The organism is Bradyrhizobium sp. ISRA436, assembly GCF_029910015.1.
Taxonomy (GTDB): domain Bacteria; phylum Pseudomonadota; class Alphaproteobacteria; order Rhizobiales; family Xanthobacteraceae; genus Bradyrhizobium.
Window position 1 is genome coordinate 6590546 of record NZ_CP094519.1, and the last position, 22860, is coordinate 6613405.

The 22860-nt window shown below is 61.7% G+C and carries 15 protein-coding genes and 4 pseudogenes; 12 read left to right on the forward strand and 7 right to left on the reverse strand.

Annotated elements, in window-relative coordinates; all coding sequences use genetic code 11:
* Positions 1-142: 142 nt before the first annotated feature.
* Positions 143-2166 (reverse strand): annotated as a pseudogene (locus MTX23_RS30605) (TonB-dependent receptor).
* A 1157-nt stretch (positions 2167-3323) separates the two neighbouring features.
* Here MTX23_RS30605 and MTX23_RS30610 point away from each other — a divergent pair.
* Positions 3324-5474 (forward strand): spermidine synthase, encoded by a 2151-nt coding sequence (locus MTX23_RS30610; protein WP_348637537.1) that lies wholly within the window; start codon positions 3324-3326, stop codon positions 5472-5474.
* A gap of 25 nt (positions 5475-5499) precedes the next feature.
* Here the strand turns inward: MTX23_RS30610 and MTX23_RS30615 are convergent, their stop codons facing one another.
* From MTX23_RS30615 to MTX23_RS30625, 3 genes are all read right to left on the reverse strand, one after another.
* Positions 5500-6123 carry a 2OG-Fe(II) oxygenase family protein gene (locus tag MTX23_RS30615; protein WP_280973829.1) on the reverse strand — a complete coding sequence of 208 codons (624 nt, stop codon included), beginning with the start codon at positions 6121-6123 and terminating at the stop codon, positions 5500-5502.
* A 111-nt stretch (positions 6124-6234) separates the two neighbouring features.
* A complete protein-coding gene (locus MTX23_RS30620; protein WP_280973830.1) occupies positions 6235-6612 on the reverse strand; it encodes a hypothetical protein in 378 nt (125 codons plus the stop codon).
* Between the two features lie 129 nt (positions 6613-6741).
* Positions 6742-8682, reverse strand: a complete 1941-nt coding sequence (locus MTX23_RS30625; protein ID WP_280978270.1) for a hypothetical protein — start codon at positions 8680-8682, stop codon at positions 6742-6744.
* Positions 8683-8964: 282 nt separating this feature from the next.
* On the opposite strand from MTX23_RS30625, the gene MTX23_RS30630 reads away from it, so the two are divergent.
* The 10 genes and pseudogenes from MTX23_RS30630 to MTX23_RS30675 all read left to right on the forward strand — a co-directional run.
* A complete protein-coding gene (locus MTX23_RS30630; protein WP_280973831.1) occupies positions 8965-9861 on the forward strand; it encodes a peptidylprolyl isomerase in 897 nt (298 codons plus the stop codon).
* A 5-nt stretch (positions 9862-9866) separates the two neighbouring features.
* Positions 9867-10835, forward strand: coding sequence for a HupE/UreJ family protein (locus MTX23_RS30635; RefSeq protein WP_280973832.1), 969 nt, complete (start codon positions 9867-9869; stop codon positions 10833-10835).
* Between the two features lie 56 nt (positions 10836-10891).
* Positions 10892-11431: pseudogene (locus MTX23_RS30640) on the forward strand (HupE/UreJ family protein); the annotation flags it as partial.
* A 138-nt stretch (positions 11432-11569) separates the two neighbouring features.
* Positions 11570-12070 (forward strand): annotated as a pseudogene (locus MTX23_RS30645) (HupE/UreJ family protein); the annotation flags it as partial.
* Entirely contained in the window at positions 12067-12468 is a 402-nt protein-coding gene (locus MTX23_RS30650) for a hypothetical protein (RefSeq protein ID WP_280973833.1), read from the forward strand. The pseudogene MTX23_RS30645 and the gene MTX23_RS30650, both read left to right, overlap by 4 nt.
* A 457-nt stretch (positions 12469-12925) precedes the next feature.
* The gene (locus tag MTX23_RS30655; RefSeq protein ID WP_280973834.1) at positions 12926-14260 is read left to right on the forward strand and encodes an extracellular solute-binding protein; all 1335 of its coding nucleotides are present in this window, start codon (positions 12926-12928) and stop codon (positions 14258-14260) included.
* 91 nt (positions 14261-14351) lie between these two features.
* A complete protein-coding gene (locus MTX23_RS30660) occupies positions 14352-15293 on the forward strand; it encodes a sugar ABC transporter permease (RefSeq protein WP_280973835.1) in 942 nt (313 codons plus the stop codon).
* Positions 15293-16144, forward strand: coding sequence for a carbohydrate ABC transporter permease (locus MTX23_RS30665; protein ID WP_280973836.1), 852 nt, complete (start codon positions 15293-15295; stop codon positions 16142-16144). The genes MTX23_RS30660 and MTX23_RS30665 overlap by 1 nt, the downstream gene beginning before the upstream one ends.
* A gap of 25 nt (positions 16145-16169) precedes the next feature.
* Positions 16170-17261: a sn-glycerol-3-phosphate ABC transporter ATP-binding protein UgpC gene (ugpC, locus tag MTX23_RS30670; RefSeq protein WP_280973837.1), complete on the forward strand. Its 1092-nt coding sequence runs from the start codon at positions 16170-16172 to the stop codon at positions 17259-17261.
* 29 nt (positions 17262-17290) lie between these two features.
* A pseudogene (locus tag MTX23_RS30675) lies at positions 17291-17442 on the forward strand (N-acetyltransferase); the annotation flags it as partial.
* Between the two features lie 205 nt (positions 17443-17647).
* On the opposite strand, the gene MTX23_RS30680 reads toward MTX23_RS30675, so the two are convergent.
* The 3 genes from MTX23_RS30680 to MTX23_RS30690 form a co-directional block, all read right to left on the reverse strand.
* On the reverse strand, positions 17648-18409 hold the full coding sequence (locus MTX23_RS30680; RefSeq protein WP_280973839.1) for a transporter substrate-binding domain-containing protein: 762 nt from the start codon (positions 18407-18409) through the stop codon (positions 17648-17650).
* A 39-nt stretch (positions 18410-18448) separates the two neighbouring features.
* A complete protein-coding gene (locus MTX23_RS30685) occupies positions 18449-18817 on the reverse strand; it encodes a cytochrome c (RefSeq protein WP_280973840.1) in 369 nt (122 codons plus the stop codon).
* A gap of 93 nt (positions 18818-18910) precedes the next feature.
* Entirely contained in the window at positions 18911-20632 is a 1722-nt protein-coding gene (locus MTX23_RS30690) for a PQQ-binding-like beta-propeller repeat protein (protein ID WP_280973841.1), read from the reverse strand.
* A 936-nt stretch (positions 20633-21568) separates the two neighbouring features.
* Here MTX23_RS30690 and MTX23_RS30695 point away from each other — a divergent pair.
* The gene (locus tag MTX23_RS30695) at positions 21569-22735 is read left to right on the forward strand and encodes an SMP-30/gluconolactonase/LRE family protein (protein WP_280973842.1); all 1167 of its coding nucleotides are present in this window, start codon (positions 21569-21571) and stop codon (positions 22733-22735) included.
* Positions 22736-22860: the final 125 nt, after the last annotated feature.

The following is a 22860-nucleotide window of genomic DNA, read 5'->3' on the forward strand; positions in this document are numbered from 1 at the left end:
CTGAGCCGGTGGTCGTAATCCGGCCGATTTTGTTGCCAACGACGCAGCGCGGGCCGGGCTGACGAATGCAGCTGGCTACCGGCGCCCCGAGGCAACTCCGTATCAACCACGGCAGACACAATCTCCTCGAGGTCGTTCTGCGCTAAAACGTGCCCGCCATCGTCAGCCGGAACGTCAGCGGCTCGACCGGATGCAGCACGTAGTCCATCACCCCGTTCTGGCACACCGCGACGGGCGCGCCACTCGCGCTACAGAGATTGAAGAGCCTGTCGGTCTTGAGCAGCGACCCATAGGCGTAGGTGATCTGGTTCGCCTTGGTATCGAAGAGATTGAGCACGTCGAGCTGGATGCGCCAGCCATTGTCAGTCCGGTAGCCGAGCCGCGCATTGACGATACTCGTGGCTGCGGAGCGGAACGCGTTGTCTTCCGTCAACGGGCTCGCGGCGAGATAGCGCCAGCGCGCAACGCCGAACCATCCGGCCTTCTCGCCGAGCGTGACGCCGGCGGAAGCCACCATCGCCGGCGCATTCGGGATGTCGTTGCCCGGCGCGTTCCCGATCTGCGCCTCGGGATAGCCTGCGAGCGAGGCGTAGACCGCCGCCTGTTCACTGTCGTCGCCGCGAAAACGGGCATGCGTCATCGCGAGATCGGCGTCGATGTCGATCCAGGATTTCGGGCGATAATGGTTGGTCCACTCGAAGCCATAGCGGCGGCTGGCGCGGGTTGCCTCGGTGTCGCCGGCATCGCCCGAGAACAGGATCTCGGAGTCCTGGTCGAGGATGAAGACGCTGAGCGAGGTGTCGAGGCCAGGAACGAGCCGGCTGCGGACACCGACCTCCGCGCCTTTGGTGCGCACCAGCAGCGGCGACGGCGTGAGCTTTGTGGCGGGATCGCTCGGGTCTTCTGTCGCCGTCGCGCCGCGCGCGTCGTTCGAATGCATGCCGTAGCCGGCGCCGAAGAAGAACTCGGTCTGGTTGAAGGGACCCAGCACCATCCGGAATTTCGGGCTGCCGATCGCCGCGTTCACGCGGCCGGAATTGTTGGGGTCGAACAGCGAGGTGACCTCGGCAGCATAACAGTCGCCGCGCCAGCCAACGGTGGTCCTCAGCCAATCGGTCCAGCGCACGGTGTTCTCGGCATAGACGCCGACGCTGCCCTCGGCGACCTTGTCGCTACGGATGTTGGAGAGGAAGCCCCGCTGAAAGGTGTTGGTCAGCGCCAGGTCGATCGCGTCATAGCGCGATTGCAGGCCGATAGTGGTCTGCATCGGAAGTCCTGCGAAGGAGCCGTTCAGCGTGCGCGCGACGTTGGCGCCTGCCATCACCCGATCGTCATGCTGGTGGAACTGGTCGCCAAGCACGGGATCGCTGAGGAGATAGGTGAAGTTGTTGAAGAGATCGAGCTGGCTCCTCACGACATAGGCGTTCGCCTTCCACCCACCGATATCGTCGCTCTGCGCCACGCGCGCCGAGAGCGCAAATCGATTGGCGTTGCCGCCGTCGCTGGGATCCTCCGATCCGAATCGGTCCAAAGTGCCGCTCGTGATCGCCCGCTGTGGCACCTGGTCGGTCGAATTCCACCCGTTGGAGTATGCCATTCCGGTGACGGAGATTCCCTCGGTCGACGTGCCCTCGCTGTAGCGCACAAGACCGTTCAGCTTGCGGACGTTGTCCGGATTGTCCCAGGGACCGTTGTAGGTGCCGATCTCGCCGGCGACGAGCAGGGATCCGTCGCCAACGTTCGCCGAATCCATGCCGAGCAGACGGCGGTAGCCGAAGCTGCCGGCCGTCATTTGCGCAAGGCCCCCGGCGGTGCGGTCCATCAAGCCGATTTGCACGCTGCCCACCGAAGCGAAATCCCCCTCATTGGCGAAGTACGGACCTTTGCGCACGTCCATCGCGCCGATCGTCTCCGGGATTAGCCAGTTGAGGTCGGCGTAGCCCTGGCCATGCGCATGCGTTCGCATGTTGACGGGGACGTCGTCGACATAGATCGCGAGATCCGTTCCGTGGTCCAGATTGTAGCCGCGTAAAAAATACTGGTGGCTTTGCCCTCACCCGAGTGCTGGGTCACGATCAGTCCTGGCACGGCCTCAAGCACCTCGCCCGGTCGTGTCGCCGGACGCGCGTTGAGTTCTTGCCCTGATAGGGTGATCTGGCTCGCCATGCTCAGCGGTGAGACAGGTCCGGAGCCGACGTTAGGTGCACCCGGCACCGCAACGGGCGCCGGCTCGTGATCGGATGCGGTCCTGTGTTGCGTCGGTCGCGCGTGGGTCCCAGCGATGAGTCTGGAAGGCCTGGCAGCTCTCGATGGCTTGCTCGACGCTTCGATCGTGACAGGCGGCAGGACAGTTGGTGGGGTCGCCCCGATGATATCCGTGTTCGACGTGTCGGGAGCAGGCGGTGACTGCGCCCAAGCCGATACCTGAAATGCCAGCATCACCATTGCTGCGAGCGACAACTCGCGCCGAACGCCGTACACGCGCCGCCCCCTCACGGCGCTCGCAAGAGCGCCACGTCTACCGGCTTGGGTCCTGCGGCCCGTCCGGAGTTCTGTTCTGTGAAGGGCCCTTAACCCGATCAGGCGACAGTGTGATGTCAGCCGCTAAACGTCATACCGACCGACAAGCCGAGGGGCAATGTCTCGGCTTGTCAAATGGCCGTCATGACAAATGAAATAATCTGCGATCGAACGGGTGCTCTGACGTGATCGCTTGCCGATTTCCCGGCGGGTTGGGATCGCGAGCACATTCATCCACACGCTTGCACCGTCTCCCCTCGGACGTGAGATGCGCGCGGTTGGCGGTCCCTTGCGGCTGTCTTGGATCTGAAACCAGGGACGAAAGCATGCAGTCCGCCCTGAATGTCGAGAGGATGCGTTCACGAACCGACGCCGCCGTAGCGACTGACACGGAGACGCCGACAGCACCGGCGGGCCGAACCGTCCCTGGTTGGCCGCTCATCGCCATCGTCGCGACGTCCGGTTTTGCGGGCCTTGGTTATGAGATCGTGTGGACGCGCCAGCTCAGCCTCGCGCTCGGCACCGAGATGATGGCGGTTCTCGGATCGATTGCCGGCTTTTTTGCCGGGCTTGCGCTCGGCGCCTTCACCCTCGACGGCCTGATCCGTCGCGCATCCTCACCTCGACACGTCTATGCCGTCCTCGAAGCGGTGGTCGGCACATGGGGCTTGGCGGCAATCTGGCTGCTTCCCGCTGCGGGTCGCATGCTGGCCCTTCTGATCGGGACCGCCCCGCCGCCGGTGCTGCTGTGGGCCGCCAGCTTTGCACTGCCGACGCTCGCGCTGCTACCCGCAACCGTCGCAATGGGCGGCACCCTCGCCGCATTGGAACGCATGACGCGGGAAGCTCGGCGCAATCCAAAGGTCAGTGCCGGCGTCTACGGCGCTAACACCGCCGGCGCGGTGGCCGGAACACTTGTCTCCTCCTTCCTCCTGATCCCTTCGCTTGGATTCTCCGGGACCTTGATCTGTCTCGCCGGACTGAACGGGCTGTGCGCACTGACCGCCCTCATGACCGGATGGACTCGCGATCGCAGCCGGCCCGAATTCGAGAAGCCGATCAGGCTCGGTTTCGGCGACCTGCGGCTCGGCGCCACGCTCTTCACCACTGGCCTGTTGGGAATCGCGTTCGAGGTCCTTGTCGTCCGGCTTGCCGCACAGCTCATGCAGGACACGGTGTATACGTTCGCCGGTCTCTTAGCGGTCTATTTGCTCGGCACGGCGGCCGGCGGCCTCATCTGGCAGCGAGTCGGACGCCATACCGGAAGCGAAAGCCTCGTTCCGCTATTGGCCGGAACGGCGGCCGCCTGTCTAATCACCGCCGTCTTCACGCCTTTCATTGCCAGGATCGCCGATACCGCGGGCGAAGCCGGAATCGCGGGCGAGCTCGCGATTGCGATGGTGCTGTTCCTGTTGCCGGCCACCGCGATGGGTGCCCTGTTCGGCCACCTCGCCCAACAGGTGCGCGATCGGCGAGGGTCGCTCGGCTGGGCGGTGGGCGTCAACAGCATCGGGGCGGCGATCGCCCCGCTGGTGGCAACTCAAGCTCTGATCCCGGCATTCGGCGCCTGGACCTCGCTCGTCCTGATCGTGCTGGGTTACCTGCTCCTGCTGCCGATCAGGCGCGCTGCAGTGCTTCAAGCGGCGATCCCCGCATGTATCGCTCTCGCCCTGCTGCTTCGGCCTGCGCCAACCCTCGTCAAGGTACCAGCTGGAGCCAAGCTGCTCGCCGTCAGGGAAGGGTCGATGGCGACCGCGAGCGTCGTCGATGATGCAACCGGCGCTCGTTATCTGGAGGTCAACGGCCGCTTCCGCATGGGCGGCACGAACTCGGTCCGCTCCGACTATCGGCAAGCCATGCTACCGCTGCTGCTGCATGAACGCCCGCGTAAGGCGTTGTTTCTGGGTATCGGGACCGGTGCGACGGTGGCTGGTGCCACGCAGATGCCTGACCTCAAGGTCCAGGGGGTCGAACTGTCGCGCGAGGTCGTCGACCTATTGCCCTGGTTTGCCAATCCGGCCGTCACCGGTGAACCGCCTAGGCTGACCGTCGCAGACGCGCGCCGGTTCGTGGTCGCCGATTCCGACAGTTACGACGTGATTGTCGCCGATCTTTTCCACCCAGCGCTCGACGGAAGCGGGGCGCTTTACACCGTCGAGCATTTCGCAGCCGTCAAGGAGCGATTGGCGCCGGGCGGTATCTTTTGCCAATGGTTACCACTATACCAGCTCGATCTGCCGTCCCTCCGCGCGATCATTCGCGGATTTCTTGCGGTCTATCCCAACGCTTCGGCGTGGCTCAATCATTACAGCGTCCGCACGCCAATGCTCGCCTTGATCGGTCCGAGCAATGAAGGCCATCTCGATCTGGGCGCGCTCGCAGCACGGCTGCTCGATCCTCGCATCCGGTCGGCTGTTGGCCCGCTGGGATTCGACACACCGATTGACCTGCTTGGTCAATTTCTCGGCGGCCGGAACGCCCTCGCTTCGTTTGCCGGAGAGGGCCCGCGCAACAGCGACGACTATCCCTTCGTGGCATTCGATGCACGGCGAAATGTGCTCGCACTGTCGGCGCCGCCATGGTCGCTGCTGCTTTCCGTCGTCCGCGCAATTCGGCCCGAGCCGGCCGAATTGCTGGCTCCACCGGAGCGCGAAATTTGGAGCGGTCGACTGACCGCTTACTGGCAGGCGCGAAATCGCTTTCTTGAGGCCGGTGCGGCCCTGCCGGGTGATCCTCGCGGTTCCGCGCTGATCGCCGCCGCGGCTCCAGGACTACTGGATTCGGTTCGCCTCAGTGCCGAGTTCGAACCCGCTTACGGGCCTCTGATGGGCATGGCGAAATCCTTGATAGCATCCGATCGCGCGGCTGCTGCACGCCTTCTGCGCGCGATCAACGATGCGGCGCCGTCGCGCACGGATGCCAAGGAGCTGCTCACCCGCGCATTTGGCGAGTAGCGGATGCCACGCCCGACAGGGCCACCTAAGGCGCAAAGGTGATCCGGTAACCCCAGCAATCAAGCTGGTTGGGGATTGCGTTGAAGGCGATCGTCATCCGCTGCTCGCCTTGGTTCGTCGGCACCTCGTGATAGAGGTAGCTCGGAAAAAGAACCAGATCGCCCGGTTCGATTTCAGGCAGCTTGTACTTGCCCGCGTTGTAAGGCCCGATCGTCGCGCTGCGCGTGTGATGGCGGAAGGAAAATTCAAAACCGCCCGGAGGCCGCACGAACACCGTGTTGCTTGCAGGATGCGAAGGCGTCAGATAGAGAATACCCGAAATGAAACTGTTCGCGTGGGAATGCAGCGTCTGGTTTCCCCCTGTCTCGAGCATGTTGGTCCACATCTCCTTGACCGACCATGCCAGCCTCTCGCCGAACAGCAATTCTCCAAAATCGATGAGCTTGGGGATCGTCCGATCGGCGATTTCCTGAAACAGATTGTTTTCGCGCGGATCGGCAACCTGGGTGTGGAAGAGCTGTCCCGAACGCAGATTGGTTTCGATCTTGGCGCTGCGGATGACCAAAGCCGCCGCGTCGATCAGTTCCTGAGGAAGAAGTCCCGGCGAACGCATCACGGGAATCGGAAAAAGCCCCTCGATCTGGTCCATATTTCAAAGCCCACGCCGGTACTGAAAATGTGAGTGGACGATAAAGCGGGTGAGAATGACATTGAGATGACGCACCCGCCCGCAAGTGCACATTCTCACAAGGAAAATACTTCAGTTGCCCCGACCTGATTGAAACTTGCTACCAACCTCGGTGGGGTACTCGTTGGGGCCAAGCACATTCAGCTTCGTTCCCAAGGGATAGTCGTGACGCAACTCCCGGACTTCCAGGATCGCGCTCTCGGCAAACTCCATGCATTCGTCGAACTCACCATTGCCGTCTTCGGCCAGCGACCGCTCCAAATATCGCTCGGCAAAATACCGGGACATATGCTGCACGGGCAAAGTCTCCGCCAGCGCACGCGCCTCCTCCACCTTTGCATGACATTCTTCGCTGGTGGGTTCGGAGCCGGCAGCAACAGCCCGAGCGATGCCCGCCGGCGCAGCGCCCCACGCCAGGTAGGCGGCAAAACAGAGCGCGAACATATTCATCCGGCACAACATAGGTCGATCCATAGTCCTGATGGCCGGAAGGCGCATGGCAAAAGTCCCGTCACCTGTCTCCGGACAAGAAGCTGGCGGGGCACAACGTGCCCCGCCAGCGATAGCTTCAGTTGGAGCTTAGTTCTTGCTGGCAAGTTTCTGGGCGAGCTCCGCGTTCTTTTCAACGAGCAGCTTCGGAGAACCTTCCGGCCGGACAAAGATCGGATTGGCGTAGAACCAGAGGTTCGAGTAGGCCTGAACGTCGTGGGTCACCTTCTTCACGCCGTTGACGGCCTCCATGTGCGCCGGGCAGGCCGCGTCGGAGCAGTCCACCTTGGCGTTGTTGGAGTCGAGCAGCGCATTGCCGGCGCTGTCGGTGACGTTCGGCGTCGCGGGCGGAATGTTCGTTCCGCGAGCACGAATGTAGAACGGCGTGTTGCCCGCCACGAACGTGGTCGTGAAGCGCAGCCGGGTCGAGCCGTCCTTCTGCTTTTCACTGTGCATCTGCGTGGCAGAAAACTGCTGCGAGATGGCCGTGGTGGTGTTGTACACGATCGCCGCGCCGGCAACACCCGCAGCATTCGGCTGCGGCCCCTTATAGAGCGGGTTGGTCGGATCGATCGGACCGGTGATCTGACCGGTGATCAGATCGACGTGGTCGAGTGACGGCTTGTTCAGCGGCTGGCTTATGCCGACCTGAGCAAGCAGCGGGTTGTTGAAGCTGTACGGACTGTTGTTCCTGGCCGGAACGGTCATCTCCATCTCGACCTGGATCTTGTCGCCTGGCCTCACGACCATGGTTTCGCCCATCGTCTTCCAGCCGCCGTCACGCGGAGCCTTGGCGCGGAACACCATATCCGGTCCGATAATGTCGCCGTTGACGGAATACGAGTTGCCCGAACGCATGCCGTCGATGATCGACTGCGACGAGAAGTTGTCGGTGTTCGGAACGTAGAGCTTGGTGTATTCGCCGGGCATGAAGTCCGACGACGTGGATGCGTCACGAGCACCATACACGCCACGCTCGTGCCAGTCGGAGCTGACGAAATTAAAGAAGTTGCGGCCTTCACCGAGCATACCGTCCCACAGGCCACCGACCTTGGCGGTGTAGACGCCGGCCATGCCGTACGTGCCGCCACCGACCGCGCCCGAGCCGTAAGAGCCAGAACCGCCGTTGAGGCCGCCCTGCGCCAGGTGGCCGGGCGATTCGATGCCGAATGCAACCGTCGGAGCCGCGTTGTTGAAATCGCGGAAGCTCTCGATGTTGAAGCCCTTGTTGCCGGTCGAGCTGTATGGCCCCTGCCGTTCGGTATGGGTGGGGATCGCATACGAATCCCGCGGGTGGTTCGCCTGCAACCACTTGAGGCCCGCAAGCGCCTTGGCATGGCCGGCATCGCCGGAGTTGTTGACGTTGTCCTTGCCGGTCCAGACCTGCTGATTGTTTGCATCAACCGGACCAATGGCGTCGGTGTCGCTGCGGTCGAAACGAAATTCGAATTCGGCCATCTTGCTGGCGTTGCCGGAATTGTAGCCGGCCGGGGTCTGACCGGAGAGCACCGCGACGTCGGTATGCTCGTGCCCCGGGGTGACCCATTCCAGACCCTCGACCAGAACCTTCCTGTACATGTGGGTGCGGCCGACGATCATCCGATATTCGACTTCCTCGATCGACTGCCAGCGCCACATGTTGTTGCCATTCGGCGTGCCCTTGAGGCTGGTGACGGTGACGCCGTCAATGGTCTGGCCGAGCGTCTGATCCCAGGTATGAGTGGTGTCGCCCGGAAGATTGGCGCTGTTGTCGCTGAAGCGGCAGTCACGGTTGCCCGAACCGCCATGGTTGCCAAGCGTGAACCAGTCGAGATCGAAGTTCTGGCCGCCGCTGGCGGCGACACCGGAAGCGACCGAACGATCGACGGAGTACTTCGCCGACACCGAGCCGTCGGCGCAGGTGTTGTGGTTGTGCATGTCGCCCGCGACATACGGATTGCCCTTCGGCTTCGGATCAGCCGCAGCCGTCTGCGTCAGCGCCAGCGAGGCAGCCGCTGCAGTCACCAGGATTTTGGAAGTAGATGCCATGATAATAGCCCCAGTAAATTTTCATCGATATCGAGGACGATGCTGCTCGCGCAATCTCCGCGTCCGCGCCGGACCAAAGCAAATCTCGGATACAGTTTGGTGAAGGTTTTATTTTGAGTGGCCGTCGCGAACCGAATTCGGCTGAATTTCTAGCTCAAAGAATTTTTCGCGATTTTTTGTCGCGGTCGGTGACAAGACATGCAGCCCGTTGCATAAGACTGCCGCCGTCAACAAGCGAACATCGCAAGATGACAGCTTTGTGAAACAGATATGTCGAAGTCAGTGATGTCCGACGCCACGCAAGCTTTCGCAATATCGCCAAGCCAACAGACCGATCGCCGTGCAGAAAATTCTGCAGATACAGCAACACGCCCCTCACGCTCGATTGCGTCATCGGTCATGCAGTTTCTGCAGCGCGAACCACTGGTGCATTTCGCCATTCTCGGCGCATTGATCTTTGGCGCCGATGCTGTTCTGCATCCGCCCGCGAAGGATGACAAAGCCATCACGGTAACCCGGGCGCTCCGTCAGTCCTTCATCGATGGTTTCGACGAGGACAAGGAGCGCACCCCCACCGATGCCGAACTGGCAAGCAGAATCGAGAACTGGGTCGCGGACGAGATCCTCTATCGTGAGGGGAAGGCGCTCGGCGTCGATCGCGGCGACGACATGATTCACGACCGCATCGTCTTCAAATTGAAGGAATTGCTCCTCGAGCAGGTCCACGTCGCGCAACCGACCGAAGCACAATTGCGCGGGTGGTTCGCAAAAAATCACGAGCGGTTCGACCAGCCCGAGACGGTCGGCCTCTACTACACGCCCGCCGCCGATGAAGTGACCGCGCGACGGTGGCTCGACGACATTCTGTCGCAGCGCGAATCCGAGGAGATCCGCAATCAGACGCGAGCGAGTCTCGCACGCCCGGTTGCGAGCCTGTCTCCTGCCTTCGGCGAAGCCTTCCGCGACGGACTCTTGAAACTGCCGCAAGGAGAATGGAGCCTGCTGCAATCGAAGGACGGGTGGCACGTGGTCCGCCTGGATTCCCATCGCGAGGGTACGCTCGCCAAATTCGAAGGCGTGAAGGAGCAGGCCACAAAGCTCTGGCTCTCGGAAGAAACAAACCGACAGGCATGGGAGGCAATCAATCGCCTCAAGGCCAGCTATAAAGTGCGTTACGAGTGATCGCCATGCGATGTCTGTGGGGGTTGCTCGTATTCGCCGCTGTCATCCTGCCGTCGCAAATCAAGGCGCATGAAGCCTCGCTGGGCGTGCTGCAGTTCCGAGAGGTGCGGCCCGGTGCATTCATCGGCCGCTGGCTTGCCGAGCCGGGCATCGGCGCGAATCGCGTCGACTTGCGGGTGCCACCGCACTGCTTCCTCCAGATGCCGGAGATGAATTGCGGAAAGAAAGGACTGGTTGGCTCGATCAGCATTCCCAATCTCGGCTCCGGCCTGTCGGCCGTGCTGATCAAGGTTCTGCCCATCAAGGGCGAGCCGCAAAGCTATACGCTTTCAGCCGCCAATCCGTCGGTTTCGCTGCTGGGCGGCGATGCGCCGACATGGCAGACCTGGCTCGAACTCGCCAAGACCTATGTGAACTACGGCATCGACCACATCCTTCTCGGAGCGGACCATCTGCTTTTTGTGCTGGGATTGATCTGGATCGTACGCGGCGGCTGGAAGCTGGTGAAGACGATTAGCTCCTTCACCATCGGGCACAGTGTCTCCCTGGCCCTTGCCGCGTTCGGCGTGATCGGCCTGCCCGAGGCCCCGCTCAACGCGTGCATCGCGCTGAGCATCGTGTTCGTCGGCGTCGAGATCGTGAAGCAGCAGCGCGGCGAGATCGGCCTGACCGCGCGCTATCCCTGGGCCGTCGCGTTCGCTTTTGGTCTGGTCCATGGCATCGGCTTCGCCGGCGCGCTGGCGGGACTTGGACTCGAACGCCGTCTGCTGCCTGCGGCACTGCTTTTCTTCAACGTCGGCGTCGAAATCGGACAGGTCGCTTTCGTGCTGCTGGTGCTGGCCTTGATGTGGGCGCATCGGCGGCTGAACGCCGTGTTGCCGCGCTGGGGCGATGCTCTCCCCGCCTACGGGATAGGCTCGATCTCGATGTTCTGGTTCTTTGGCCGGCTTGTCCGGGTTCTGGTGATCACATGACAAGACGATTGCGAACCATGTCGATTGGTTGCGCCAGCAGGATTCTCGCAGCCAGTATGGTCCTGCTGCTCGCGCAGCCGGCGTTTGCACATGAGCAGTCAGGCGTCGGCGGCGGCCTCACGCAAGGGCTGCTTCACCCTCTGACCGGCATGGACCATCTGATCGCGATGGTGGCCGTGGGAATTTGGGGCGCGCAGCTTGGTGCGCCAGCCCTTTGGGTGCTGCCCATCACATTCCCCTTGGTGATGGCGCTTGGCGGTGTCCTCGGCGTCATGAAGATCCCGTTGCCGGCGCCGGAAGTGGTGATCGCCTTGTCAGCCCTGGTCCTCGGCGCGGCGGTTGCTCTCAGGCTGCGCGTGCCGTTCGTGGTGGCGGCCGCCATCGTTGCGGTATTTGCGATCTTTCACGGCCACGCACATGGAGCAGAGCTTCCGACCTCTGCGAACCCTTTGGCTTACGGCCTCGGGTTCGTCGTTGCCACAGGCCTGCTCCACTTTTGCGGGATCACGATCGGAACATTGACCCAGTGGCGCACGGGTGAGTTCCTGATCCAGGGGCTCGGAGCGATCATCGCCCTCCTCGGAGGTTATTTCCTCGCCCAAAACTCTTGGAGCGGTCGCATGATCGCTGCAAGCCGGCGGATCTCGATCGCGATCGGAGTTCTGTTCGCAGGCGTGCGGCCGGCGGGCGCGCATATCGTCTCGTTGCGGCTCGGTGATTTCTATGAAGGCGCCCTGCATCCCCTTACGGACCTTCAGGACCTGATCTTGTGGATCTCGCTCGGCGTGCTGGCCGGGTCGCTCGGAGCAGCGAGGGGGCGCTGGTTGGTCCTGGTCTTCCCGGTGGGTCTGTTGACCGGGCTGCTCTCAGCCCACGTTCTCGGCACATTTGCGGGAGGCCCTGCCGTGAACGCCTGCATGACTCTTCTGGTCGGGCTGCTGCTCGCGGCTGCGTTGCGCATTCCCACACTCCTGTTGTGCACGATGGCGTTCGTCCTCGCGGTCACCCGTGGAGCGGCAAATGCCGGTGACCTCGTGCCGCAGACCGATCGACTCCTGTTTGCGGCTGGACTGGCCGGCGTCGGCTATGCCGTGATCACGCTTGTCATGGCATTGACCGTCACGTTCAGGGAAACTGGCTCTCCGATGGCATGGCACGGCATCGCAATCCGGGCCCTCGGAGGCTGGATCGCGGCAGTCGGCATGATGATGACCGGCCTCTCGCTCGCCTCGTGAATTCGCGTCGCGAACGCGCCGCGGCGACCTGGATCAAGCGGCTCGATCGCAACGACATCGCCCGCACCACGGTTCACGTCTACTGGGTGAAGTACGGCGAGGCGCAGCGGATCGCGCGGGTTCTGACCGACATGTTCCTGGGAGGGGCCTCCTCCAGCCCGCTGGACAGCGTCGACAACCAGATGGCGCCGGGATCCGGCGGTACGACGCTGTCGAGCGGCGACCGCCTGTCGCTGAGCGGCAATGCCCCGGTGACCATGAACAGCTTCAGTTCGCGAAGCGGCCTCGGCACGGCGGGCGCCGCTGGTCACCCACTCCTTGCCGGCCCCAAGGTGTACACGTCCATTCGACGCCAAAATCGAGAGCTGCGGCGCCTTCGATCTTCTCACGAGCCCTGAGTTCTTGGGGAAACTGATCGTCGTGGAACTGCAGTTGGATCGACTTCGAATGGCCCTTCGCCGACTTGTCGTGAGCAGCAGTGCGGTTAGCCTTTACGTCTCTCACCCTGAGCGTCGAAAGACCCTGGACCTTAGAATCGCGTTGACGAGCAACGTCGCAGCCGTTTGAAGGCAAGCACGCCCCTCAGAATGCTACTTTAGTATCGCCCAAGAACAGTACCAATCCCCCCGGTGGAGATGTCTCAACGTGCGCTCGGCGCAGTTGCATCGTCGATGCGCTGCAGTTGCTGCTCTCCCCGCCAGTCTCGACGACGGCCGGCCGGCCCGCAGCGCAGCAAGCACGTCAGGAATGACTGTCACCCGGGCCGTCATTGAATTTCAAATCCACCACTCCCAAGTGTGTTGGTGAGACTAAGAAAACGGAGGACTCGGCTCACCAACAACAGGGAGGACCATCATGGCCCGCATAACTCGACGCAAGCTTCTTGCGCTTTCCGGTGGGGGCGCAGTCGCGGCAAGGACCGGTGGAATAGCTTCAATTCTCGCCCTGAAGCAAGCGCCGGCCTACGCACAAGGGACGACGATCCATTGGCTGCGCTGGAACGATTTCGTTCCTGCGTCAGACGAGGTGCTGCGCAAAGTGATCACACCCGAATGCGAGAAGGCGCTTGGCATCAAGCTCAACATCGAGATGATCAACGGCAATGACATCCAGGCGCGCACCACCTCGGCAATTCAGTCCGGCAACGGGCCGGACGTGATCTGCGCGCTCAACAACTGGGCCCAGCTCTATCCCGAGAGCGTCGTCGATGTGAGCGACGTGGCCGAGGAGATCGGCAAGGCGCAAGGCGGCTTCTACGAAGCATCGCGCGTCGTCGCCAATGACGGCAAGAGATGGATCGCGGTGCCGTGGTGTGTGCTCGGCGCCCAATTGGCGTACCGCAAGTCCTGGTTCGCGGAGATCGGTTACGACGCGCCGAAATTCCCGCAAACCTGGGAGGAATACCGCGAGGCCGGCAAGAAGCTCAAGGCGAAGCAGCGGCCCTTCGGTCAGGCGGTCAGCCACAGCTTTGGCGACCCGCCGACTTATGCCTATCCCTATCTTTGGTCATGGGGCGGCAAGGAGGTCGAGGCGGACGGCAAGACGGTGGTGCTGAATTCGAAGGAGACGGTCGATTCCGTCAACTTCGCCGTCGGCTTCTGGAAGGACGCCTATGACGATGGCGGGCTCGCCTGGGACGACAGCAGCAATAACCGGGCCTTCCTCGCAGGCACGATCAGCAGCACGTTAAACGGCGCCTCGATCTATATTGAGGCCAAGCGCAAGCCCAACGTCTACCTTACCGAAACCGGCACGCCGCTTTTTCAGGATATCCTCCACGCGCCGCTCCCAAAGGGCGCCGCCGGCCAGTTCGGCTATCATCTGCCGATGTCGAACATGCTGATGAAGTATGTGAAGGACCCAAAGCCCGCCAAGGAGTTCCTGCGCTGGATCACCTCGAAACCGGTCTATCAGCCGTGGTTCGATTCGCAGCAGGGTTATTCAGTTGGGGCGACCACAATCTGGGAGAAGGACAAGCTCTGGGACAAGGACCCCGTGATGTTGCCGTTCCGGACAGCAGCGCGGGCCGGGCGTTTCCCCGGTTATGCCGGACCGGCCGACCGGAAGGCAGCCGAGGTGCTGAGCAAGTACATCATCGTCGACATGACTGCCAAGGCGATACAAGGCATGCCGGCGCAGGACGCGGTGAAATGGGCGCACGACGAGGTTGCGAGGGTCCATGCCGCTTGAAGCATCTGCCTCGGCGCAGTAGGTTTGTTGCCGCCCGGGTGCTACCGCCTGCGGGCGCTGCGCTCCGGCCGACCGTTCGGAGAGGTGCTCGATGGTCGTCGAATCCGTCGTCGCCGCAAAACGTTATGCTACCGCGCCGCGGCGCGGCGCCGTCACGCGAGTCCTCGAGAACGAGCGCTGGTTCGCCTTCTTCTTACTGCTGCCGACGGCGGTGCTGCTTGGCCTATTCATGGCTTATCCCTTCGTCAAGGGCGTGCTGCTTGCCTTGAGTGACGCCAAGGTCGGCGTACCCGGCAGTTTCGTCGGACTGCAGAATTTCGCGGCACTGCTGAACGACAGCATCTTCAGGATCGCAGTCTGGAACACCATCGTCTACACGGTGGTGACGACCGTGTTTAAGCTGGCTCTGGGCTTGTGGCTTGCTCTGCTGCTCAACCGGCATTTCAGGGGGAAGGCCGTAACCCGCGCCTTCGTCCTGTTGCCCTTCATCATCCCGACCGTGCTGTCGACCTTTGCGTGGAAGTGGATGTTCGATCCGACGTTCAGCGTTATCAACTGGACTCTCTTTCACCTTGGCATCATCCGCACCCGCATCAACTGGCTGGGTGATCCCGGACTTGCGCTCATCTCGGTGATCATCGTCAATATCTGGCGCGGAGTTCCGTTCTACGCGATCAGCTTGCTGGCAGGGTTGCAGACCATCAACCCGGAGCTGGCCGAGGCCGCAGCGATCGATGGAGCGCGACCTTGGCAGCGCTTCCGCTACATCACCTGGCCGCTGTTGCTGCCGGTCACCATGGTTGTTGTGTTGTTCTCGGTGATCCAGACCTTCGCCGATTTCCAGCTCGTCTATGTGCTAACCGGCGGCGGACCGGCCAACGCCACGCAGCTCTTCGCCACGTACGCCTATCAGATCGGCGTCGGCACGGGTCTGCTGGGCGAGGGCGCGGCGATATCGCTCGCCATGTTTCCGGTGCTGCTCGTCGTCGTCGTCGTGCAGCTCCTCTATATCCGCCGCGTGGAGATACACTGATGATCGAGGGCGCGCGTTGGCGACGTTGGGTCTTCTTCAATCTCCCGCTCGCGCTGTTCGTGCTCGGGCTGCTCTTCCCGTTCTATTGGATGGTTGTGACGACGGTGCGGCCGGACGCCGAGCTCTATCGGCCGTGGATGGCGCCGAACTACACACCCTTCTGGACGCTTCATCCTACCTTTGACCATATCCGGTACCTGCTGGATGAGACGCTGTTCAGCAGGTGGATGCTGAACACCTTCTTCATCTCCGTGCTTGCGACGGCGATCTCGCTTTTCTGCGGGCTCCTCGCGGGTTACGCCCTCTCCCGGCTCAAATTTCCGTTCGCCGGCAGCCTCGGCACCGGCATCTTCATCACCTATCTCGTACCGCAGACGCTGCTGTTCATTCCGCTCGCCGATATCATCCGTAACTTTCGCCTCGGCGATACACCCTGGGCGCTCATTCTTACATACCCCACCTTCCTCATCCCTTTCTGCACCTGGCTGTTGATGGGCTACTTCAAGGCGATCCCGCGCGAGCTCGAGGAATGCGCACGCATCGACGGCGCGACGCGGTGGCAAGCGATGGTCTACATCGTCTTCCCGGTCGCCGTGCCGGGCATCCTCTCGGCCGGAATCTTCGCCTTCACCCTGTCGTGGAACGAGTTCATCTATGCGCTCGTCTTCCTGTCCTCGCCGGAGCAGAAGACGGTCTCCGTCGGCATCACGTCGGAGCTCGTCCGCGGCGACGTGTTCTACTGGGGTTCGCTGATGGCCGGTGCCCTTCTTGGTTCCGTACCAGTGGCGCTGATCTATTCATTCTTCGTCGAGTATTACGTCGCCGGCATTACCGGGTCCGTCAAGGGGTAACCACAAATCCGCCGAAGGGTGAGCCATGGCTCGGGTCATCATACGGAGCTTGAACAAGAGGTTTGACGGAGTCCATGCCGTCAAGGACGTGAATCTCGAGATCCATGACAAGGAATTCGTGGTTCTCGTCGGTCCCTCGGGCTGCGGCAAAACGACGACGCTCCGTATGGTGGCCGGCCTCGAATCGATCACTTCGGGTGAGGTCCTGATCGGCGATCGGGTTGTCAACGAGCTGCCTCCGATGGATCGGGACATCGCCATGGTGTTCCAGAACTATGCCCTTTACCCGCACATGAGCGTCTACGACAACATGGCCTTCGGCCTAAAGATGCGGGGGTTCGACCGCACCGAGATTGCCAAGCGCGTGCAGGCTGCCGCCGAAATCCTCGGCATCCAGGAACACCTGCAGCGCAAGCCGCGGCAGCTGTCCGGCGGCCAGCGGCAGCGCGTCGCTTTGGGCCGCGCCATCGTACGGCATCCGCAGGTGTTCCTGTTTGATGAACCGCTATCGAACCTCGACGCCAAGCTGCGCATCCAGATGCGAGTGGAGATCAAGAAGATTCACGTCCGCCTCGGCACCACCGCGATCTACGTGACACACGATCAGGTCGAGGCGATGACGCTCGGCGACCGCGTTGTGGTCATGAAGGATGGTGTCGTTCAGCAGGTGGGGGAACCGCTCGAGCTCTACAACGAGCCCGCTAACCGCTTCGTCGCAGGCTTCATCGGCTCCCCAGCCATGAATTTCGCCACGGTAGAGATGGCCGACGCTGAGGGTGCCCTCTGGGCTCGCCATGAGGGCATCCGCATCAAGCTGCCGGCGGGGATCGGGGACCGGCTCCGGCGGTATGTGGGGGAGAAGGTCACACTTGGGATTCGGCCGGAGGATCTTCGCGTCGCGTCTAGCGGCGACACGGCGGACCTTAGCTTCGATTCCGTGGTCGAGGTCATCGAGAAGCTCGGCTCCGAGATTCTCCTGGACGTGAAGGTAGGCCCCAACACGATGGTGGCCGCAGTGGAGCCGACCGTCAAAGCGAAAGTTCATGACCGCCTTCGCCTCGCGGTGAATCCCGACCGGCTGTACTTCTTTGACGGAGTGTCGCAAGCGGCAATCTGAAAGCTTTTCACGGTGACCGAGTTTGCCGTAACCGCCTGGTGCTGCTGGTCGCCGACGAGTCCCATTACAGCCGCTCGGCTTCAAGCCGGTACCGATAGGGCGCCTCACCATGCCCTGCCCGGTCGACGCCAGCCGCATCCTGGTGTTCGAGCTCGTCGACGACGCATTCGAGGGCGTGTCGACGCCCGCCGGCCCCATCGGAGCAAGGCACGGGGCTAGGTTAGGGCATGTGCTCACAGGACCGACAAAGCCGGCATCGAGAGCAGCAAGCCGCGTGATGCCGGTAGTAGCAAGTGCCGCGATGAGGGCACTTCGAGAGTGAGTTTTCCCGTTTAACCGCTTCCGCCTATTGCTGCACTCTGCAGAGACATCAGACACTCGCGAGGCTATCTCGGCTTTTGCAGTGTCACGCCATAATGGCTGTAGATTTTGTCGATTGTACCGTCAGCACGCAGCCGCTCCAACGCGTGATCAATTGCCTCGCGCAGGCTGTCATCCGGGCGGACCATGCCAACCGCGACATTCCAGCTAAGGTTCGGCTCGCTCTCGGCGAGGCCCAGGATGCGAACGGCCTTTTCGGGGTGCGTCAGATTGTAGTAGCCAGCCACCGTCGGCGTGACCGCCGCGGCATCGATTTCATGGTTGGCCAGGGCCTCGAGACTGTCGGCTTCAAACCCGAAGGTCGATGTCGGCACATGCCGCTGACCGATCATCATGGCGGCGACCGATCCGACCTGAACCCCGACCTTGGTGTGCTCGTCGAGGCTCTTGAACGAGGTGAGCTTGCTCGACGCGGGCACCGCAAGCGCGACACCCGTGTGATAATAGGGTTTTGAAATTCTCAGATGGGTTTCGCCTTGAGCTTCGGGATCGGCAATGACATCCAGAACAATGTCGCAGCCCGCGCTGCGCATCTGATATTGCGTAATAGTCCAGTCAGGCCGCAGCGAGACGCCGAGCTCGCGGGCCAAGGCTTGCCCCAGTTCGATCTGAAACCCGGGAGGATCACCGGCCTTGCTCGCGAACGGAAGCGAGTTGGGATGCGCACACAGGCCGATCACCCCGGCCGATCGGATGGCGTCGAGGGATCGTGCGTGCACTGGAGTCGTCAGTCCGACAATGGCGCACGCTAAGAGAACTGTCTTCATTACGGGTTCCCGTGCGGATGGCTCGAATCTCGGCCGGCCTCAACCCTCGTGAGGCTTGAGACCCCGGATGTACTTGATGATCTCATCGATTTGCGCATCGCTGAAGGTTGCTCCGAACGCGGGCATCGCGCCCGCCTTGCCGTTCTTGATACGGTTGCGAAGAAAGTCGTCATCGTGGGAGTCGTTCATGAGCTGCGGCCCCTTGCCGGCCTGGCGGCCCCCGTCAGAGTGACAAAAGCCGCAGGTCGATGCGAACAACACTTCGCCATTGACATTCTCATTTCCCCCGGCAGCGCCGCCAGGCTGCTGCGCTTGGGGCTGTTGCTGCGCCAGAGCCGGCATCGCGTCTGCCAAATAGGCCGCCGCCATCACCGGCAACAGCGCCACGATTTGCCACTTCAAATTCATGACGTCCGGCTCCCTTGTCGTGAAGTCGCTCCTGCCGCTTCAACGCACTGGGAGCGAGCTTGCGCCCGCTCCCCGACAAATCGTGCCACCAGCCTATTTCAAGCTGTAGACGATCAGGGCGCCGTCGTCGCGCGGCATACTCTTGTAAACGCCGCCGAAGGTCGGTGCGTAGTCATCCGACAGCATGCCGCCGAATCCCGCGGTGACGGCGATATATTGCTTGCCGCCTACGTCGTAGCTGATGATTCCGCCCTGATGACCCGTGCCGTCGGAGTGGTTCCACAGCTCGGTTCCCGTCTCGGCATCGTAGGCATGAAGGATACCGCGCGAGTCAGGCACGAACACGAGATTTCCCGCGGTTGACAGGACGCTGCCGAGCGGCGGCTCGGGGTAGCGAACTTCCCACTTCTTAGCCCCCGTCACAGGATCGCGCGCATCCAGGTGACCATAAATGTCGCCGCTAGGAGTAGGCGCCAACTTGAAGTCGGCGCCGATGTTCAGCTGCGCCTGTGGGACGGTCACCGGCGTCGTCTTCATGACCGTGAGGTTCATGCACCATTCCTGGCCAAGCTTGTAGTAGAGGCCCGTCTTGGGATTGTAGGAGCCTGAGTTCCAGCTGAAGCCGCCACCAATGTATGGGCACAGCGGCGGGTCGACTTTCCCCGCCGTGAAGTCGCGGCGGCCAATCAGTTCGCCGGTCTTGGGATCGATGTTCTTGACGAAATTACTGTTCTCGACGAGCCGCCAGACGTTCTTCAGGCCGGCGTTGCGGTCATAGACAAAGACGTAGCCGCTCTTGTTGGGGTGCACGACGAGCTTCTGGCCGTCGCGTTCGAGCATCACGAACTCTCCGACGGCGCTATCGAAGTCCCAAGCATCGTGCGGCAGCTCCTGATGATAGAATTTCAGCTTGCCAGTATCGATATCGAGACCGATCACCGAGCTCGTATAAAGGTTGTCGCCCGGGCGAGCACCTTGCGTCTTATAATCGTTGCCCGACCAGTCGTAGAGCGGCGCCGGGTTGGCGGTGCCCCACCAGACGGTGTTGGTCTCGGAATCGTAGGTGCCCGGCATCCAGCCGCCACCCCCGCCGGTGCGCCAGGACTCATTTCCCCATGTCTTCATGGCTTCGTCGGTGCCAGCAACCGTCAGAAACTCCCATTTCTTTTTGCCGGTGGCGGCGTCGACAGCAAAGATCGGGCCGCGGCCCGGCCATTCGCCACCCTGCGCGCCGATGATCACCGTGCCTTTGGCATAAAGCGGCGCACCGGTGAAGCCGACGGTCAGCTTCTCGGAGTCGAGCAATTTGTTCTCCCACTCGACCTTTCCGGTCTTCATGTTCAGGGCGATGAGACGACCATCTACCGTGCCGACATAGACCTTGCCTTCACCGATCGCGACGCCACGATTGTAGGGGGAGTGGGTCTGCCGAGCGATCAACGCTTCGTCCAATTCCGGGAAATAGGACCAGATCACCTCGCCGGTGGCGCCATTCAGTGCAAAGACACGACTATAGGAGCCCGTGTAGTAGAGCACGCCGTCGGCCACCAGCGGCATTGACTGTAACCCGCGGGTGGATCGTCCCGGAATATGGATCCAGGCGACGCTCAAGTTGCCGACATTGCTGGAGTTGATCTGGGAAAGCGGACTGTAGTGATAGGATTTGTAGGAGCCGTGATAAGTCAGCCAGTCGTTCTGACCGCCAGCCTCGATTCGAGCGGTATCGACCGATTGAGCTAACGCTGGTCGTGCGGCAAGCGTCGCGCTTATGGCCACGACGACAGGTAAAGAGTAATATCCCCATTGCCTTTTCATGGGAACTCCTCCGCTTTTCCATCATGTTGGATGCTGGACGCGAGCAGCGCCCACGGTCGAGTAGGCGTATCGGCTCCTCACGATCACACACGGGCCAGCACGACCGTTTCACTACTTTCGCAGCTGCTGGTGCGCACCGCGTCGCTCAGATAGCGTACGATGGATTGAATCGACTGCCAATCGTGAAGTCGATGAGGTATGACTGCCAGACTGTCAGCATTGCTGACCGTCTGGCCGAGCAAGCCAAATAGTATTCGCCGGAAAGTCTTGATGTGCCAGACGCTGGAGCAACAGTGCGAGCATACGCAAGGTCGCGCTCTTCCCGAAGCCACTGCCTTTTTACAACGCGGCACCTACGTACGACGCTTCGAATAGAGCGACGTCCTAGCGTGGCCTTCCCATAGATCAAATAATTGCGTTGGTGAGGATTCGCTGGTAGCGGCGTTCCTGCCAGTCTGATGCCTCGTGCGAGCTCTGAGCGAGGTCAATGGACGATCGCAACTATGCCGGAAGGAGGATACCGGTGTTGCGCAAAATGCACTAAGATACCCATACGGTATCACCGAAAAAAGCATTCGCTGAGCGATTTGCAGAGCGCGTTCGCTCTGTCGGCATGGGACACGCTCTAGCTATCGCGTTCGCATCGAGACGTGTGGATGGCAGCTGAACATCTCTCGATTTTTGCCGATAGAATGTCAGTCGCGTCGGCGATCAGTGTGGCGTCCGGCGCGTCGTGCGTACTTCAACGAACTGATCGACGCGGGATATCGCTTAAGGCGATCCTTTCGGGCTGACGTCGGCTTGGCAGCGGCAGCGAGGATTCCAGCGAAGCGAATGAAAGGCGGTCTACCTGAAGTTGCTCCATCGAACTCGCCGGCCTGATGCCTGATTGCAGTCAGATCATCTCCCTTCCACCACAAACATGCGGAGGAAATCATGACAACTCCACTTACGTTTCGTGACCATGACAACAAGGCCAGCGGTCTCGCGCGCCGCACCTTGCTGAAGGGCGCGGCGGCCGCGCTTGCTGCGACCGCGGCAACCAAAGCTTCCGCCGCTGAGATGGCGGCGCCGCTCGGAGAGACTGGCGCGCCGACCAGGCTGACCGGTCGGCTGCCGTTGGGGCCATTGCCCGGAAGCCGCTATCCCGATCCCCACGTCGAGAATGCCAAAAAGCCGCAGATCTCGTTCGGTGCCGCCGGCTTCCCAGGCTTTGCCGGTACTGCAGCGGTCGAGCGCGTTGCAACCGGAATGCGCTGGGCCGAGGGGCCTGTCTATTTCCCGGCCGGCCGCTACGTGCTGTTCAGCGATATTCCCAACAACCGCATCATGCGATTCTGCGAGGATGACGGCCACTTGAGCGTCTACCGCCAGCCCTCGATGAACTCGAACGGCAACACCATCGATCGGGAAGGACGCTTGATCACGTGCGAACATAGCGGGCGGCGCGTGACCCGGACCGAGCTCGACGGCTCGATCACGATCATCGCCGACAAATACAACGGCAAGAAGCTGAACTCACCGAACGACGCGGCTGTCGCATCCGACGGTTCAATCTGGTTCACCGATCCGGTCTACGGGATCGGCGGCTATTACGAGGGCATCAAGGCCGAGCCAGAGCAAGCGAAGCATAATGTCTTTCGTGTCGACCCGAAGTCCGGCGACATCAAGGTCGTGGTGGATGACTTCGTCGAGCCCAATGGGATTGCATTGTCACCCGACGAGAAGAAGCTCTATGTGATCGATACCGGATTCACGGATAGTCCGAGCAACCCGTGCCATATTCGCGTGTTCGACGTGGACGTTGCCACCGGAAAGGTGTCGAACGGCAAAGTCTTTGTGGAGATACCCAAGCCTGGCATTACGGATGGCATGCGCCTTGATACCGCCGGCAACGTCTGGTGCTCGTCAGGCTGGGGGGATCCGAACGAGGACGGGGTGCGCTGCTACACGCCGGGCGGCGATCTGCTCGGCAAGATCCACATACCTGAGACCGTCGCCAATCTGTGCTTCGGCGGTCAGCAGCGAAATCGGCTCTACATCTGCGGCTCGACGTCGCTCTATGCGGTCTACACGAGTGCGGTGGGCGCGTTGAAGCCGTGAGGCCGGCAAATATCGGCAGCCAAATCCTAGGAGTCGTCCGTCAAGAAAACCCATTTGAGCGCTGGCGAGCCGACGAAGAGTCGGCCTGAAGGTCGAAGCGTCAGCTAGGCGAGGACGAGATTGTA

Excerpts from the sequence above, each read along its gene's own strand:
- MTX23_RS30610 (WP_348637537.1), top strand. The coding sequence starts at position 3,324 with ATGGGCGGCACCCTCGCCGCATTGGAACGCATGACGCGGGAAGCTCGG.
- MTX23_RS30615 (WP_280973829.1), bottom strand. The coding sequence starts at position 6,123 with ATGGACCAGATCGAGGGGCTTTTTCCGATTCCCGTGATGCGTTCGCCG.
- MTX23_RS30620 (WP_280973830.1), bottom strand. The coding sequence starts at position 6,612 with ATGAATATGTTCGCGCTCTGTTTTGCCGCCTACCTGGCGTGGGGCGCT.
- MTX23_RS30630 (WP_280973831.1), top strand. The coding sequence starts at position 8,965 with ATGTCCGACGCCACGCAAGCTTTCGCAATATCGCCAAGCCAACAGACC.
- MTX23_RS30635 (WP_280973832.1), top strand. The coding sequence starts at position 9,867 with ATGCGATGTCTGTGGGGGTTGCTCGTATTCGCCGCTGTCATCCTGCCG.
- MTX23_RS30655 (WP_280973834.1), top strand. The coding sequence starts at position 12,926 with ATGGCCCGCATAACTCGACGCAAGCTTCTTGCGCTTTCCGGTGGGGGC.
- MTX23_RS30660 (WP_280973835.1), top strand. The coding sequence starts at position 14,352 with ATGGTCGTCGAATCCGTCGTCGCCGCAAAACGTTATGCTACCGCGCCG.
- MTX23_RS30665 (WP_280973836.1), top strand. The coding sequence starts at position 15,293 with ATGATCGAGGGCGCGCGTTGGCGACGTTGGGTCTTCTTCAATCTCCCG.
- ugpC (WP_280973837.1), top strand. The coding sequence starts at position 16,170 with ATGGCTCGGGTCATCATACGGAGCTTGAACAAGAGGTTTGACGGAGTC.
- MTX23_RS30680 (WP_280973839.1), bottom strand. The coding sequence starts at position 18,409 with ATGAAGACAGTTCTCTTAGCGTGCGCCATTGTCGGACTGACGACTCCA.
- MTX23_RS30685 (WP_280973840.1), bottom strand. The coding sequence starts at position 18,817 with ATGAATTTGAAGTGGCAAATCGTGGCGCTGTTGCCGGTGATGGCGGCG.
- MTX23_RS30690 (WP_280973841.1), bottom strand. The coding sequence starts at position 20,632 with ATGAAAAGGCAATGGGGATATTACTCTTTACCTGTCGTCGTGGCCATA.
- MTX23_RS30695 (WP_280973842.1), top strand. The coding sequence starts at position 21,569 with ATGACAACTCCACTTACGTTTCGTGACCATGACAACAAGGCCAGCGGT.